The 15,628-nt window shown below is 39.7% G+C and carries 17 protein-coding genes; 10 read left to right on the top strand and 7 right to left on the bottom strand.

Annotated features, from left to right (window positions below; all coding sequences use genetic code 11):
- The first annotated feature begins 106 nt into the window (after positions 1-106).
- Positions 107-904 carry a response regulator gene (locus tag EU510_RS09420; protein ID WP_149593276.1) on the top strand — a complete coding sequence of 266 codons (798 nt, stop codon included), beginning with the start codon at positions 107-109 and terminating at the stop codon, positions 902-904.
- Between the two features lie 92 nt (positions 905-996).
- Here the strand turns inward: EU510_RS09420 and EU510_RS09415 are convergent, their stop codons facing one another.
- Entirely contained in the window at positions 997-1,596 is a 600-nt protein-coding gene (locus EU510_RS09415) for a LysE/ArgO family amino acid transporter (RefSeq protein ID WP_149593275.1), read from the bottom strand.
- A 95-nt stretch (positions 1,597-1,691) separates the two neighbouring features.
- On the opposite strand from EU510_RS09415, the gene EU510_RS09410 reads away from it, so the two are divergent.
- On the top strand, positions 1,692-2,585 hold the full coding sequence (locus tag EU510_RS09410) for a LysR family transcriptional regulator ArgP (protein WP_149593274.1): 894 nt from the start codon (positions 1,692-1,694) through the stop codon (positions 2,583-2,585).
- A 6-nt stretch (positions 2,586-2,591) separates the two neighbouring features.
- On the opposite strand, the gene EU510_RS09405 is transcribed toward EU510_RS09410, so the two are convergent.
- Entirely contained in the window at positions 2,592-3,905 is a 1,314-nt protein-coding gene (locus tag EU510_RS09405; protein WP_149593273.1) for a M20/M25/M40 family metallo-hydrolase, read from the bottom strand.
- Positions 3,906-4,325: 420 nt separating this feature from the next.
- Between EU510_RS09405 and EU510_RS09400 the strand changes: the two genes are divergently transcribed.
- The 3 genes from EU510_RS09400 (at position 4,326) to EU510_RS09390 (ending at position 5,912) form a co-directional block, all read left to right on the top strand.
- The gene (locus EU510_RS09400) at positions 4,326-5,045 is read left to right on the top strand and encodes a hypothetical protein (protein WP_149593272.1); all 720 of its coding nucleotides are present in this window, start codon (positions 4,326-4,328) and stop codon (positions 5,043-5,045) included.
- Between the two features lie 79 nt (positions 5,046-5,124).
- Positions 5,125-5,583 (top strand): GNAT family N-acetyltransferase, encoded by a 459-nt coding sequence (locus EU510_RS09395; protein ID WP_149593271.1) that lies wholly within the window; start codon positions 5,125-5,127, stop codon positions 5,581-5,583.
- Positions 5,584-5,690: 107 nt separating this feature from the next.
- Positions 5,691-5,912: a hypothetical protein gene (locus EU510_RS09390; protein WP_004334476.1), complete on the top strand. Its 222-nt coding sequence runs from the start codon at positions 5,691-5,693 to the stop codon at positions 5,910-5,912.
- 121 nt (positions 5,913-6,033) lie between these two features.
- On the opposite strand, the gene EU510_RS09385 is transcribed toward EU510_RS09390, so the two are convergent.
- On the bottom strand, positions 6,034-6,714 hold the full coding sequence (locus EU510_RS09385; protein ID WP_149593270.1) for an SDR family oxidoreductase: 681 nt from the start codon (positions 6,712-6,714) through the stop codon (positions 6,034-6,036).
- 274 nt (positions 6,715-6,988) lie between these two features.
- On the opposite strand from EU510_RS09385, the gene EU510_RS09380 reads away from it, so the two are divergent.
- Positions 6,989-7,843, top strand: a complete 855-nt coding sequence (locus tag EU510_RS09380) for a mechanosensitive ion channel family protein (protein ID WP_149593269.1) — start codon at positions 6,989-6,991, stop codon at positions 7,841-7,843.
- Positions 7,844-7,936: 93 nt separating this feature from the next.
- On the opposite strand, the gene astB is transcribed toward EU510_RS09380, so the two are convergent.
- The 3 genes from astB to EU510_RS09365 all read right to left on the bottom strand — a co-directional run bounded on the left by astB (position 7,937) and on the right by EU510_RS09365 (position 12,038).
- Entirely contained in the window at positions 7,937-9,283 is a 1,347-nt protein-coding gene (astB, locus tag EU510_RS09375; protein WP_149593268.1) for an N-succinylarginine dihydrolase, read from the bottom strand.
- Between the two features lie 636 nt (positions 9,284-9,919).
- Entirely contained in the window at positions 9,920-11,026 is a 1,107-nt protein-coding gene (locus EU510_RS09370; protein ID WP_149593267.1) for an L-dopachrome tautomerase-related protein, read from the bottom strand.
- 1 nt (position 11,027) lies between these two features.
- Positions 11,028-12,038, bottom strand: a complete 1,011-nt coding sequence (locus EU510_RS09365) for a zinc-binding alcohol dehydrogenase family protein (RefSeq protein WP_149593266.1) — start codon at positions 12,036-12,038, stop codon at positions 11,028-11,030.
- A gap of 117 nt (positions 12,039-12,155) precedes the next feature.
- Between EU510_RS09365 and EU510_RS09360 the strand changes: the two genes are divergently transcribed.
- Positions 12,156-13,055, top strand: a complete 900-nt coding sequence (locus EU510_RS09360) for a LysR family transcriptional regulator (RefSeq protein ID WP_149593265.1) — start codon at positions 12,156-12,158, stop codon at positions 13,053-13,055.
- Here the strand turns inward: EU510_RS09360 and EU510_RS09355 are convergent.
- The gene (locus tag EU510_RS09355; RefSeq protein ID WP_149593296.1) at positions 13,052-13,498 is read right to left on the bottom strand and encodes a MarR family winged helix-turn-helix transcriptional regulator; all 447 of its coding nucleotides are present in this window, start codon (positions 13,496-13,498) and stop codon (positions 13,052-13,054) included. The two genes, EU510_RS09360 and EU510_RS09355, sit on opposite strands and share 4 nt — an antisense overlap.
- A gap of 129 nt (positions 13,499-13,627) precedes the next feature.
- On the opposite strand from EU510_RS09355, the gene EU510_RS09350 reads away from it, so the two are divergent.
- The 3 genes from EU510_RS09350 to EU510_RS09340 all read left to right on the top strand — a co-directional run bounded on the left by EU510_RS09350 (position 13,628) and on the right by EU510_RS09340 (position 15,623).
- Positions 13,628-14,056 carry an organic hydroperoxide resistance protein gene (locus tag EU510_RS09350; RefSeq protein WP_149593264.1) on the top strand — a complete coding sequence of 143 codons (429 nt, stop codon included), beginning with the start codon at positions 13,628-13,630 and terminating at the stop codon, positions 14,054-14,056.
- Positions 14,057-14,220: 164 nt separating this feature from the next.
- The gene (locus EU510_RS09345) at positions 14,221-14,574 is read left to right on the top strand and encodes a metalloregulator ArsR/SmtB family transcription factor (protein ID WP_149593263.1); all 354 of its coding nucleotides are present in this window, start codon (positions 14,221-14,223) and stop codon (positions 14,572-14,574) included.
- A gap of 38 nt (positions 14,575-14,612) precedes the next feature.
- Positions 14,613-15,623 carry an ArsJ-associated glyceraldehyde-3-phosphate dehydrogenase gene (locus EU510_RS09340; RefSeq protein ID WP_149593262.1) on the top strand — a complete coding sequence of 337 codons (1,011 nt, stop codon included), beginning with the start codon at positions 14,613-14,615 and terminating at the stop codon, positions 15,621-15,623.
- Positions 15,624-15,628: the final 5 nt, after the last annotated feature.

Raw genomic sequence — 15,628 nt, 5'->3', positions numbered from 1 at the left:
ACAATTTTGCAAAGTTTTTATCTCTCCAGTTATACATGTTGTTCTATAATATTAATTAGCAAAAGCAATCGCTTTATAAAAACATAATAATATACAAGAGACATAAATGAGTGATTTAACCGCAATAGCCAATTTATCAATACTTTTAGTAGAACCTTCAGACGTTCAACAAAAAATAATTATAAAATCGTTATTAGATAGTGGCGTTAAACAAGTAGAAACGGCAACCACACAAGAGCAAACATTAGCACTGCTTATTAAATACCAACCAGATTTAGTAATAAGCGCCATGTATTTGGCCGATGGAACAGCCGATACCTTATTGCAAAAAATCAGATCAAACCCAAGCACCGAGCATCAACCGTTTATGCTTGTATCAAGCGAGCGAAATAAAAAGTATTTAGAGCAACTTCGCCAATCGGGTGTATTAGCTATTTTACCAAAGCCTTTTAGTGCAACCGCTATTACACGCGCGCTTAAAGCCACGCTAGACATAATTAGTGAAGAAGAAGTCGAGCTTGAACATTTCGACGTAACGTTACTGCGAGTGCTCGTTGTAGATGACAGCCGCTTTGCGCGTAAGCACATAATACGTGTACTTGCCGGTATGGGAATACCTGCACCAGTAGAAGCTGAAAACGGTAAAGAAGCTATTGAGCACTTAAATAATCAATCGTTTGATTTAATAGTAACCGACTACAACATGCCAGAAATGGACGGACGCGAACTAACCGAAACCGTTAGAAGCTCAAATAGCTACTCGCATATACCTATTTTAATGGTGAGCTCAGAAGCTAACGAAACGCACCTAGCAAACATAGCCCAAGCAGGGGTAGACGCAATTTGTGATAAACCATTTGAGCCAGCAACCGTAAAAGACTTACTGTTTAAAATAATGTCTTAAATAATTAACCCTCAAGGCTATCGGTAAAACACATTAGCCTAGGGGGAATAAAACAAAAGCAGCGCTTGTTAAAAGTCGCTGCTTTTTTACTATTAGCTGGGTACGTTATAAAGGCCAAACGCCACAAAGCATAATATAACTGCAATTGTGGTATCAAATATTCGCCATCTAAATGATGAACTTAATATACTTTTAAGTTTAGGAGCAAAAAGCACTAAAGTGCTGAACCAAATTAGTGACCCAACACAAGCGCCAAGTGCAAAATGCATTGGGTTTGGTTGTAAAGCGCCAATATTGCCAAGTAATAACACGGTATCTAAATACACATGTGGATTTAACAAACTGATTGCAAAGGCCGAAAGGACAGTACTCCAACAGCTTACTTTTTCTACTTGGCTTATTTTTAAACCCGAAGTCCCTTTAATCGCTCGCATTGCAGATCCATACGCTAAGTACAATAGCATCGCAATACCGCCCCATGTTAACCAAGGCAGTAATCCTGGTAATAACTGCTGTAATTCATTTGCTGCAAATACACCTATTAAAATAAGAGTCGCGTCGCAAATAATGCATACCGTGGCTAAAACAAACCGATTAGCGCCAGCCATGCATTGGCTTAAAATCCAAAAATTTTGTGCGCCAATAGCAATAATTAAACTTAGCCCCAGCATCACACCCGATAAAAACGACATACTTTAAATCCACTCAATCATTCAATGCCTTGCAGAGTAGGGGGTACTCTGCTACAAATCCAATGAATATATTTAGGGTTATATGCGTAAAAATCATGATTGATTATCAACTACTCAATGCACTGTCAGCGGTTATTAGTGAAGGCGGGTTTGAAAAAGCCTCTAAAAAGCTATTTATTACGCAATCGGCAGTAAGTCGGCGTATTCATCAACTCGAAGCCAAACTTGGAGAGCCTGTAATTATTAGAACGCAGCCACCGCGCCCAACCGCTCTTGGCAAGCGTTTACTTAATCATTTACAACAAGTCCTGCAGTTAGAAGTTGCTTTAAACGTAGATGCACTTAACGAGCACTCCAGCTTAAACACACCTCTTAGTGTAAAGTTGGCTGCCAATGCTGACTCATTAGCTACATGGTTGCCAGAAGCCCTTGCCATACTAGATACAGAATCTGATTGTAAATTTAGATTTGAAGTGATCTCAGAGGATCAATCCATCGCCCATAAAAGAATGAAAGACGGCGAGGTAATGGTATGTATTAGCTCATCTTCTGAGCCTGTAAATGGGGGGTTAGCGAGCCCATTAGGCGCTATACGTTACAAGGCAATTGCGAGTCCGGACTTTATTAAACAGCATAACCTCACTTCGCTTACGCAATTGGCGCAGGTACCGTGTTTAGTTTTTAGTGAATATGACAAGCTACAGCACCAGTTTTTAGCCGATATTAACGGCTCAACGCCAGAATATATGCACATATATCCCTCATCAGAAGGATTTAAACAAGCCATGATAGCAGGCCTAGGGTATGGCTTATTACCGACTTTGCAGCTTGGTGATTCCCTGCAAAAAGGGGAGTTAGTTGACTTATTTCCAGAGTATTATATTGATACGCCTTTGTATTGGCATTATTGGCAAAGTGAAAGCCCGCAACTTAAAGCACTGCGTAAGTTTGCAATGCAAGTTGCGGCTAACCGATTAGAACCAATTTAAAGGTGTTTATAACTGCCCTAATCTATAAATGAGTAATGCCGTTTTTTTAATGTTTTTATCAAGGCTGGTTAAATCGGCTGTTTCGTTTTTGGTGTGTGCGCCGCTGCCCATTAAGCCCAAACCATCAAGTGCCATATCAACATGGTTTGCCGCAAACGAAATATCAGCCGCACCTGCATTGCGTGGATTGGCGGCAACTACTTTGTTGAAGCCTAAATCGTGGCTTGCGTCGCTGTATAATTCTAATAGCTTTTTATTGCCATCAGTTAATGCCATTGGCGGGTAACCATCTTCAAAAATAAGTTCAGCTTTACTACCATTTAAACTGTTGCTAGCAATGAGTAGCATTGATCTTTTTGCGTTTTCGAATTGCTTTGGTGAAAGTGCGCGTAAATCACCTGCAACATGCACGGTTTGTGCTATTACATTACTTTTACCAAATGCAGTTGCTGACGAGTTAGCACTGTCGTAATCGGCATTGGTACCGCCCACAATAAGCCCTGGGTTAAATGTTAAATTAGGTTGCGTGGCAAGTTGCTCTCTAAAATCATTTAAAATGCGTGATGCTTCGTAAATAGCGCCATAACCAACGCTTTCGCTAAATATTTGTGACGAATGCGCTGCATTTGCCGTTACGTTTAGCGTCCAGCCGGTATAGCCACGGCGCGCCGCCATAGCGGTTTTTATATTGTTATCGCCATTTTCATAGCCAAGCGCTACGTCAGCCCAAATTGCTGCATCAACAATAGCTTGTTTAGATAAGCTAAGCGGGCGACCGCTGCTTTCTTCATCGCCAGTCAGCAATACTTTTATGCTTACATTTTCAAGCAAATTAAGGGCTTGTAAGCTTTTAAGAGCGGTAATTATTATAGTGTTACCGCCTTTCATATCGGCAACGCCTGGGCCACTGGCTGTATCGGCATCAAGTTGTTTGTAGGTAGTAAAGTTATCGTTTTTGGCAAATACCGTATCTAGATGGCCGATCATCAGTATTTTTATTGCATCGGGGTTTTTACTCTCAAAGGTAGCCAGTACATGCCCTGCGCGGTTAAACGCACTGCCATCAAGCCATTCAACTTTAAAACCAATGGCTTTAAGCTGCTCACTTGTCAGCGCACCTACTTTTTTTACACCTTCAATATTAAGCGAACCGCTATTAATATTTACGGCTTGCTCTATTTCTTTAAGTGCTTGGGGAATGTTTTTATCGACCTGTTTTACTATTTCACGCTCATTTTTATCAAGCGCAGCATGGCTTGTAAGCGGTAGGGTACTAGCAAGGGTTAAAATAAGTGCATGGCTAAATTTTAAAAATGACATAACAGCATAATAAGTGAGAAATAAGAATATTTAATATGAAGTAAAAATACACAGTATTCAATAGAAGGTGATTGTGATTTTTAACTAATTTTATAAGTAATAATGAGTTACAAGTTTGAGGGTTATAGGGGGAACGCGTTATTGGTTTAAACACAGATATTTAAAATATAACCTGTTAATTAATAACCAACCGGTATAACTAAACAATGATTTGTCTGATATTACTGATCTCCACCATTTTGGGGTTTTGCTACATTTAGAAAAGGTAAGGCGAGGCTAACTAACTGTTTACAGTTGTTTATTTTATAGCTAGGATAAAATCATTGTAATATAAAGACATTTGTCGGTTTGTAAATCGACAAATGTCGTAGACTAAATTGTTATATGCTAGTTAAACATTTAGTAAACAGGAAAGTATTTTTGGATTTATCAACATATTACCCATCAGTTGTAACTGCTTTGATAATTGCACCATTAGGTTTTTATCTAAAGTATCGTATGAAGAATTTTGCTACAAGGCATGATTTTAAAAACGCTATAACGCAGTTAAAGAAAAGCACGAAAGTAGTTGAAGGAATAAAAAACCAATTAAACGAGAAATATTGGGTAAAGCAACAAATTTGGGATGCTAAACGTACAGCATATGAAGAGATTTTGAATTCTTTATACTTAACAAGAAAATATATCAATCGAGAAAAATCGTACACTGAAGATTATTTTGAATGTTATGTAGTATTAGGGGCTGGGTGTATGTCTGGAGATGAAGAATATATGAATTCCTATGCTGAATATGTGGAAAGTGAACGTAACCTGTTGCACGAAAAATATGACTCAGAAGAAGCTGTAAAAAAACGCAAAGAGTTATCTGAAGATACTCACGAGAGTTATGTAAAACTAGAAACAATATTTAATGTTAAAGGTTTGTATCTTGACCCAGATATTAAAGGTATTGAATCATCATTGGCTGATCTAAGAGAGGAAATATTCAATACCAAGTTTTCTGAGCGTCAAGATGAAGATACTGAAGCTTTCTTGGAAAGAGTCATGGTACATAATAACCAATGCTTAGAAGTGGTTGATAACATTATATTAAAAACTAAAGAGCTAGCTGCCAATGATTTACTATTAGCAGCAGATTAATTCGCACATAACAAGTAAATCCAGGTGACGCCTACGGCGCATCTGATTTGGGCGTTAGCTGCCAAAAGGAATTGAGTATATGGAAATATTTCACGCCACAATAGAAGATGCAGAATGTTTACTAGCACTTCAGCGCGTAGCTTATCAATCAGAAGCTGAACTGCATAATGATTTTAATATCCCGCCTTTAACTCAAACGCTTGATGAACTGAAAGCAGACTTTGAGAAGAAAATTATTTTGAAAGTTGTTGATAACGGTAAGTTATTGGCAAGCGGTCAAGCTCGCTTAGAAGCTGGTAGTTGTTATATTGGACGCATGGCGGTATGGCCTGAACTGCATGGCCAGGGTGTTGGCTCTAAGTTGCTTTCTTCACTTGAAACAGTATTTCCAGAAGCTAATCGTGTTGAGCTTTTTACAGGGGAGTTTAGTGCTTCTAATTTAGCGATGTATAAACGCCGTGGTTATTCTGAGTTTAAAACGGCGAAGCTGGGTAAAACGAGAGTTGTATTCTTAGAGCGCAATCTAAAAAGCAGCTAACAGGAATATTAAACGGAAAATTACAGTTGGCTATTTTTCGTTCCTCAAACATTATAGTTAACTATAATTTTCCGCTTGTAAAAAAGTTATACGTACTTGAGAATCAAATGAAGCAATATTCTGTCGTAAAAGTGATATCTCTTAATAAAAAATTTATCTATTCAGAAAAAAGCTTTGGCTCTAGAGTTCCTCAGGTCGGTGATATTGGAACAATAGTTGAAGTTTATGATGGAGCCTTTGATATTGAATGTAGCGATGAAAATGGTGTTACCATTTGGCTTGAAGTATTTGAACCTAGTGATGGAGGTTTAGAGTTACTGTATATATAACAAGCTTTTATTAATGCCGAATATTTTCCCTTCATTCTATCTAGCCGGTATTTAGAATTAACAACCATCAGGTTTAACGCCATTGGCATTAAACCTGATAGCCCAACTTAACCAGCCAACGTTAATTAGTCGGCATTAAATAAATCTCACGTACGCTGTTGCGCTGGTTTGCTTCAATGGCAAACAGTACGGCGTCGGCTACATCTTGTGGGTCGAGTTTGTCGGGTTTAGCTTCATCAAAAAACGGGGTGTTTACCATGCCTGGTGCTATGGTTGTGCATCGGCCGTTCCATTCGCTCATTTCCTCTGCTAAGTTTTGTCCAAAGCCATAAGCAAACCATTTAGTTGCACCGTAAATAGAGCCACCAATTGGCTTACGGCCAGCGGCAGAGCTGGTTAATATAAAGTGACCTTTGTTTTGGCGTAAATGCGGCAGTGTTAGTTTTGCAGTCCACAGTAGGGCTTTAATGTTTATGTCAATCATGGTTGACCACTCATCGGGGTCGCCTTTTTCGGTGCCAGCGGTTGAAACACCCATGCCTGCGTTAGCAAAGGCTACATCTAATCGGCCAAACTTTTCAATGCCTTTGGTAACCACGCTTTCAAGTGCGGTAAAGTCGGTTGCATCTGCGGCTACGCTCAGTGCGTTATCTGAGCCTAGTTCGGCAACAAGTTGGTTAAGTTGCTCTTCTCTGCGGGCGGTTAATATAACTTTATGACCGTTGTTTACTAAGGTTTTTGCCGTTGCTTCACCAATGCCACTAGAAGCGCCGGTTATGAGTACTATTTTTTCTTTTGCCATAGGTAACCTCTTTAATGAACGTTAAAAACTTAAAATCACCATAACAATAAACGATTAACCTACATTGAATAGTCACTATAAATTAGCGATAAATAGCTGTGTTTTGTACTTCAATCATCATGTTTTTTAGGCCGTTATTAAAATTGAAATAAGTGACTAAAAAAGATAGGTTTAAATTTTTTATTCTATATACTCGCGCCACTTCTTTTGAAGTCGGTTTTATTAGATTTAACCATTATTTTGCTGAGTTTCAGCCACATTTATCGGAACAAACATGAAAGATAAACTTTTAGCGTTTTGGCAAAGCCATTCAGAAACAATCATCACTTTAGGATACAAAGTGATTTTAGCGTTGGTGATTTTAATTGCGAGTGCCTTAATTGCACGCTCGGTTAAAAAAGCGATTAAAAACTCTAAATCGCCATTAAAAAAGGTGGATAGTACGCTGCTTCCTCTTTTATCGAGTATTGCTGGTTATTTAGTTTATATAATTGGCGGGCTATTTATTTTAGATATTTTTGGCGTTAATACGGCAAGCTTAATTGCGCTAATGGGGGCTGCTGGTTTAGCGATTGGTTTAGCCCTTAAAAATACGCTAAGCAATATTGCTGCAGGTATTATGCTGCTAATACTCAGACCTTTTAAAATAGGCGATTTTGTTGATGCCAGTGGCACGCTTGGTACTGTGAATGAAATAAACCTATTTACCACTATTTTTAAAACCACCGACGGCCTTTATATTGCATCGCCTAACGGCAAAGTGTGGGGGGGCAATATTAAAAACTTTACCCGTAATGGCAAAAGACGAATGGACATAGTGGTGGGTATTTCGTATGCCGACTCTATTGATGTTGGCTTAAATGTACTTAAAGAATTAGCTGCATCAGAGAGCCGATTACTCGCAGAGCCTGCACCTAAAGTAATGGTGACATCAATAGGCGAAAGCGCAGTGAACATTCAATTACGTGCGTGGGCTGTTAATGGTGATTATTGGCAAACTGTGTGGGATTTAAATAAACGTGTTAAAGAAGCAATTGAAGGCGCAGGGCTGAGTATTCCATTTCCGCAGCGCACGCTTCATATATCTGAGTCTATGGCATCGGCCATAACTGTTAACAAAGATGCTTAAGTATGTATTAACATAAGCATAAACATAAACACGAATAAAAATAGCGAGCCCTGGCTCGCTATTTTTGTATTAGCCTTTGTGTAGGCTGAGATATTAACCTTCTAATTGAAAGTCGTACACTGAGCCTAAATTAAGTAGTTGTGTTAGCTCATCAAGGGCTTGGTAGCTTTCGGTGAGTAGGGCTGAATCTGCAAAGTCACTTGCGCCTAATTTGTCGCGGTAGTTACGTTTTGCCCAGTCACACAGTTGTGTGTATTTAGTATCAGTTAAAATAACCTCTGGGTTTACTGCAGCAAGTTCTTGCTCGTTAAGGGCTACACGTAAACGCAAACAAGCTGGGCCGCCGCCATTTTGCATACTTTGGCGCAGGTCAAAAAACTGTACTTGGTTTACTGGGTTATCAGCCATGATCATTTCTTCAATGTAGGCGTTAACCGCGCTGTTGCGTTTACACTCTTGTGGTGCAACTAACAGCATTGAACCATCTTCAAGACTCACTAGCTGGCTATTAAATAAGTAACTACTTACAGCGTCGGTAATGCTTACTTTATCGGTAGGTACTTCAATAATGTAAAATTCTTTATTGCCCACATACGCTTCGCGAATATCTTGCAGTGCCAAAGCTTGGTTTAAAAATGCCTGCTGGTGGCACAGTAATACGTTGGCGTTACCTACTGCAATTACATCGTTATGAAACACACCTTGGTCTATTACGTCTGGATTTTGCTGTAGTAAAATTTGGCTTGAATCTTTTAAGTTATGTAAGCGACAAATTGCTTCTGAGGCTTCGAGTGTTTGCCTTGCAGGAAATTTAACTGGTTTTGGTAATTGGCTGTTAAACGCGCTGGCACCAAATACAAACATTTCAAGGCCTTGCTCGCCGTGGTTGTCACAAAAACGAGTATGGTTTGCTGCGCCTTCGTCGCCAAAAAAGCCTTGATCTGGCAAATGGGTATGGTGCGCAAAGTATTTGTCGTTATTAAACATCGCTTTTAATAAGCGTGTAGTGGTTGCAGGCTCTAATGAACGATGAAACTTATTATTTAAATTAGCTGAAGTAAAATGTACTTTGCCGTCGGTTGTATCAGGAGATGGCGATACCGTAGCGGCATTGGCTGTCCACATTGCCGACGCTGAATAACACGCGCGTAATAAAATAGGGTCAGCTTTAAATGCTTTATGAATTACTTGTGCATCGTTACCGGTAAAGCCTAAGCGGCGCAGTACGTTTAAGTCGGGGCGCGCATGAGGGGCAAATACACCTTGAGTTAGGCCTTTGTCGTGCATGGCTTTCATTTTTTCAAGGCCTTGAAGTACCGCCTCTTGAGGATTTGAAAAGCTTGCTGCGTTATTTAACGAGGCAACATTACCATACGATAAACCAGCGTAGTTGTGAGTAGGGCCAACTAAGCCATCAAAATTAACTTCCAAAGCGTGCATACACGTTCCAACTAAAATTTTTCAATAGGGTGCAACAATACAACGCATTAGGGCTGCTTGCAAAGTTATAAACGCAGTGTTTTTACTAATTTTTTCGAGGTTTTTAAATATGGAGTTTATTACAAGGGAGTTGTTTTTATATTGAATGATTAATTTGAAGTTTAATTAAAATGTACACATAAATTTCATAGTGTGCAAAAGCTTAGCCTAAAGTAGGTTTATACATTTAAGCTTTATGCCAAGCCTTTACACAATACGATGTTACTTAACATAGGCGCGTTCTTTATCAGCGGTAGTGCGGGTATTTGTTGGATCATTAACTTGCCAAACGCTAATGTCTAAACGCCATAAAAGGTAAAGGGTATGGTATAAGTTGAACATGGTTTTTCCTTGATATTTTCACTGAACACATCAGTTTATAGGAAGAAGTATGCCAACATTAACTTGAATATTTTATGAATAGAAATCAGGTATTTAGTATTTAAGTGTAAATACGTACAAAAGCATTAGCACCAAAGCGGTGAAGTATTACTAAAATATGCACCAGAGTGGTGTGTTTTTAACAAAAAGCCCTGCAACCATTGGGTCACTTAAATTTGCAAGGCTTTTTAAAAATGTAGTCGCTTAAAAAGTAAATTAGCGGCCTACTTTTCCTTTTACTAAAGGCTCGAACGACATTACTTTAAACTTACCGTGACTTTGATTTTTGCCATTATTAAGTACAGGCGAATTGTGTAAATCGTCAACGGTAAAGTATATTTTATGATCGGCTCCGTAGCTAAACCCATCAGGCCAGCTCAAACGTTCGTCTTTAAATAATACTTCGTAGTCGCCAGTAGGTTTAACTACGCCAATTGCGCCATTGGTTATGTCGGTTACATATACGTTACCGCCGCCATCAACAATAATACCGTCTGAAATTGGCTTAGTGCCGTAACGCGTAACTTTGTCTTCAAGCGCTTTAGCCGAAAGGCTCTCGTTATTTATATCGCTGGTGGCAATGCGGTAAACCGATGTGCCCGACATAGAGCCAAAGTAAAGCCAGTCTTCGTTAGGGTCAAGCGTAATTGGGTTAACACCTAAGCGGGCAGGCTGTCCGCCAAGGCTCATTGTGCGCCCATCAATAACCATATCGATATTTTCGGCTGTGGTGTAATGGCTATTTTGTAATACTCTGCGTGCAACACCTGTTTTAAGGTTTACCGTAATAATAGCGGCTTGGCTGCCTTGGGCTGTGTCGGCAATGTATACAACGCCATGTTTATTATCGATGACTAAATCGTTTAAAAACGAGGTGTCGGTAATGGTCGGTTTAGCCAGATAAATAATTTTATGCAGTTGTTCTTTGTTTGTATCCCAGCCGACTAAGCGCCCAGCGTGATCGGGTCCTGAGGTGTCGAGCATCCACAAAATGCCATCATTTGATACATTAATACCAAGTACATCGTAAAAACCTTTGCCGTTATTATACGCGTATGCCCACTCTTCATTAGGGTAGGGCTTAGTTGTACCATCACTTAAAAGCTCCATAATTTTTTGCTTTTGGCCAAAAAAGCCATGCACAGATAAAAACTTTCTGCCCGATGGGGTAATAGCAATGTTGCCCGGTGGGTGCTGCGCATCAAATGTGGCTACTGTTTTTAAATCAGCATTTTGGCCAGCGATGTTAGCAGATACAGCGTTGCTACCTAAAAGTGCCGTGCTACACGCCGCTGCTAATAGTAATTTTTTAATATGGGTCATTTTAAAAGCCTTCTAAAACAAGTTTGCCGCGTGATGTATGCGATTCTAAAATTTGATGTGCTTTGTATAGGTTTACAGCGTTAATAGTACCTAAGTGCTGGCCTAGCGTGGTTTTAAGTGTGCCCGCATCTATTAGTTCACTAATTTCATTAAGTAAGGTGTGCTGCGCTGTTATATCGGTTGTAGTAAATAATGAGCGGGTAAACATAAATTCCCAGTGTACAGATATACATTTACGTTTAAATTTTAAAATATCGAACGATGTAGGGTCGTCTATTAGCGCAAATTTACCTTGGGGTTTTATACACTCAACTATTTGGTCTTGGTATTGGTCGGTGTGGGTTAAGCCAATAACGTAATCGAACTCAGCTAACCCCAGTTCTTTGCGCTGCTCGTTTAAGTTTTTAGAATGATCGAGTACATGATCGGCACCTAATTCTTTAAGCCAGGTTACGCTTTGATCGCGCGATGCCGTACCTACCACGTTTAGCCCAGTAAGCTGCTTGGCAAGCTGTACTAAAATAGAACCAACGCCACCTGCGGCGCCAATGACTAAAATAGATTGCTGGGTATTTTGCTTATTTTTAGGCACTTGCAAGCGGTCAAACAGCATTTCGTAAGCGGTAATACTGGTTAGTGGAAGCGCTGCGGCTTGAGCATCGGTTAATGTTTTAGGCGCACGTCCTACAATACGTTCATCAACTAATTGAAATTGCGCATTACTGCCTTGGCGCGATAAATCGCCAGCGTAAAATACACGATCCCCAATATTAAATAACGAAACCGACTCGCCAACAGCTTTTACTATGCCTACGCCATCCCAACCTAATACTTTGTAACCTTGCTCAGGCGCTACATTTGCACGTATTTTTGTATCTACTGGATTTACCGAAATAGCATTCACTTCAATAAGTAAGTCGTGTCCGGTGGCAGTAGGGGTATCAAGCTCAATAACTTTAATTGACTCAGAACTGAGGGTTTTGGAGTTTTGGATGTAACCAAATGCTTTCATAGCGATTCCTGATGAATATTTATATGTATGTATTTTTTATATGTTTGTACTATAGCGCAGTTGAAAAATAGAAAAAGACATAAAAAACTAAAGCACTTTCAAATTTAAATTGAAAATATGCGATCATTTAACGATATTCAAACTTTTATAGATGTAGCGAGTTGCGCCAGCATTTCTGAAGCCGCACGGCAAAACGCGCAAACCCCAGCAGCGGTAAGTGCAGCCATTAAACGGCTAGAAAAAGACTTAGGAAACGTGTTGTTTATTCGCTCTACCCGCAGCTTACGCTTGAGTGTGGCGGGGGATCAGTTTTTAAGTTATGCCAAAGACTCGCTTGCGCTATTGCAACAAGGCGTTGCAGCAGTACAAATATCAGCAGGGCAGGTTAACGGTACTTTACAGGTGTCGGCGCCATGTGATTTAGGACGCAATAAGTTAAGCCTTTGGCTAAATGAGTTTTTAGCGCAGTACCCGCATATAAAACTAAAGCTGCATTTAAGTGACGAAGTAAGCGACATTTACAGCCAATCAATAGATATTGCGCTGCGCTTTGGTGTTCCAAAAGATTCACAGCTTATTGCTATTCCTTTATATTTAAATAATGCGCGTGTTTTAGTGGCGTCCCCTGATTATATTGCCAAACATGGGCTTTTAACTCATCCACTAAATTTAGCCGATCACACAACAATTACTTTTATGCGCTTTGGCGAAGTATTTAAAGAGTGGCGTTTTTATAAAAGTGGCGCGGTGCAAAAAGTGCAGCTAAATTGCCAACACATAGTTAACGATGGAGAAATGGTGAGGCGCTGGGCTATTGAAGGTAAAGGCATTGCCTATAAATCGTATTTAGATGTAATAGAAACTTTGGCTAGTGGTGAGCTTGTACATTTATGCCCTGACTGGCAAAGCGATCCACTACCGCTATACATGATGTACGCTGATAGACGCCAAATGACCCCGGTTATCACCGCATTTAGAGATTTTATTCAGCAAAAAATAGCAACATTAGTGGGCTAAGTAATAGTCTTAGTATTTAAATCATTTACTACTAAATCGAGCAGCTGCATAAGCTGTGTGGCTTGTGTGGGGTCTACACTTTCAAACTTACATAATATATTTTTTGGAATATCAGCGGCTCCGTTTTTAAGGGCTTGTCCACTTTGGGTAAGCTGAATTAGGCGTTTACGCTTATCGTGTTCGTCTTTAATTACTGCTAGCAGAGACTTTTCGGTCATTTTTTTGAGTATTTGGGTCATAGCGCCGCCATCAATAGCGGTTTTATCTATTAGCTCTGCAATTGTTATTTCGTCATGCTCCCACAGTGCCATCATTACTACGTATTGCGGGTAAGTTAAATTTAGCTCGTTTAAAGGCTCGCGATACGCACGCGCAATGCTGTTAGATGCCATGTATAAACGATGACATAACTGATTTTTTAACTTTAATTGCTCAAACGGCATAACGTTATCCTTTATTTCAATATATGCCATTTTAATTTGCATGCAAAGTATTTGCAATCTCTAATTACTTGTTCTATTATTTTGTACACAAACTAAATTAACACCCTATTTTAAACTTTGGAGTTCATTATGAATGTATTACAAAACGTAGCTTACACAGCAAAAGCAACTGCAACTGGCGGCCGTGAAGGCGTAGCTAAATCTGATGATGGCCGTTTAGATGTAAAACTATCAACACCTAAAGGTTTAGGCGGAGACGACGGACAAGGCACTAACCCAGAGCAGTTATTTGCCGCAGGTTATGCAGCATGTTTTATTGGCGCACTTAAATTTGTAGCGGGTAGCGAAAAAATAGATTTACCAAGCGACACACATATTGACTCACAAGTATCTATTGGCGCGATTGAAGGCGGTTTTGGTATTGCGGTAAAACTAGCTGTATCACTAGGTGATATGGATAAAGCAGCAGCGCAAGAGCTTGTAGATAAAGCGCACCAAGTATGCCCATATTCAAACGCAACACGTGGCAATATTGAAGTAGAGCTTTCTGTTATTTAACACTTAATAACGTAATTATTAAAAGCACACAACGGCAAGTAGTCGTTGTGTGCTTTTTTTCGTTTTAAAGCAAAAAAATTTAAATATACAAATAATCGTATATTCACTATTCCATATATTATGTTTTTGTTTTATTGTATATCCACTAACACTGTGAGGACACTATGGAACAATTCAACCCACTTCAATTTTATAAATGCCTAGCGGATGATACGCGCTTAAAGGCCATGCTATTAATTAGCCACGAAGAAGAGCTATGTGTATGCGAACTGGTTGCTGCACTTGAGCTAAGCCAGCCTAAAGTGTCTCGACATTTAGCGCAGTTAAGACAATGCGGCTTACTGAGTGACCGTAAGCAAAACCAGTGGGTGTATTACAGCATTAATAAAGCGCTGCCTGAATGGGCTAAAAATGTATTAACGCAAACCCTGACTGCTAATCCTTCATTTTATGAAAACGATTTAACGCGGTTAAATACTATGGGTAATCGCCCAGAGCGTGCAGCAAGCTGCTGTTAATTAAGCAAATTGATATAACTTTACTAAAGGTATTTATTATGACAATTAAAGTAGGTATTAACGGCTTTGGCCGTATGGGACGTTTAACACTGCGCGCGGCTTTAGAGTGGCCAGAAGTAGAATTTATTAAAGTAAACGATATTGCAGGCGATGCTAAAACCCACGCACATTTAATTGAGTTTGACTCAGTACATGGGCGCTTAGCACAACAGGTTTCTAGTGATGATAATAGCTTTAGTGTGGGTAAGCACACGATTGCAGTTACCAACAACAAAACCATAAATGAAACTGATTGGTCAGATTGCGATGTAGTAATAGAAGCCAGCGGTAAAATGAAAACCACCGAGCTGTTAAATCAATATTTAGCGCAAGGTGTTAAGCGCGTTGTAGTTACCGCACCTGTAAAAGAAGACGGTATTTTAAATGTAGTAATGGGTGTAAACGAGGATTTATATAACCCAGATGAGCATAAAATTGTTACAGCGGCTTCGTGCACTACTAATTGTTTAGCGCCTATTGTAAAAGTACTGCAAGAAAAAGTGGGTATTAAGCACGGCTCAATGACCACGATTCACGACATTACTAATACACAAACAATTATTGATGCCCCTCATAAAGATTTACGCCGTGCGCGCTCGTGCGGTACTAGCTTAATACCTACTACAACCGGTAGTGCAACGGCTATTACGCATATTTTCCCTGAGCTAAAAGGTAAATTAAACGGTCATGCCGTGCGCGTACCTTTAACTAACGCATCCATTACCGACTGTGTATTTGAGCTTGAGCGTGGTGTAACTGCAACTGAGGTGAATGAATGGTTTGCTGAGGCGTCTAAAAACGAGCTTGCAGGTGTATTAGGTTACGAAGAAAAACCGCTTGTATCGATTGATTACAAAACCGATCCGCGTAGCTGCACTATTGATGCGCTTTCAACCATGGTAATTAACAACACTCAGCTTAAATTATACGCTTGGTATGATAACGAGTGGGGTTATGCAAACCGTACTGCTGAGCTAATGCTTAAAGTTGCAAAAAGTGATGTGGTTTAATCTCG

This window comes from Pseudoalteromonas sp. FUC4, from assembly GCF_008370255.1.
GTDB lineage: Bacteria > Pseudomonadota > Gammaproteobacteria > Enterobacterales > Alteromonadaceae > Pseudoalteromonas.
This window is presented reverse-complemented; position numbering and strand designations above follow the sequence as displayed.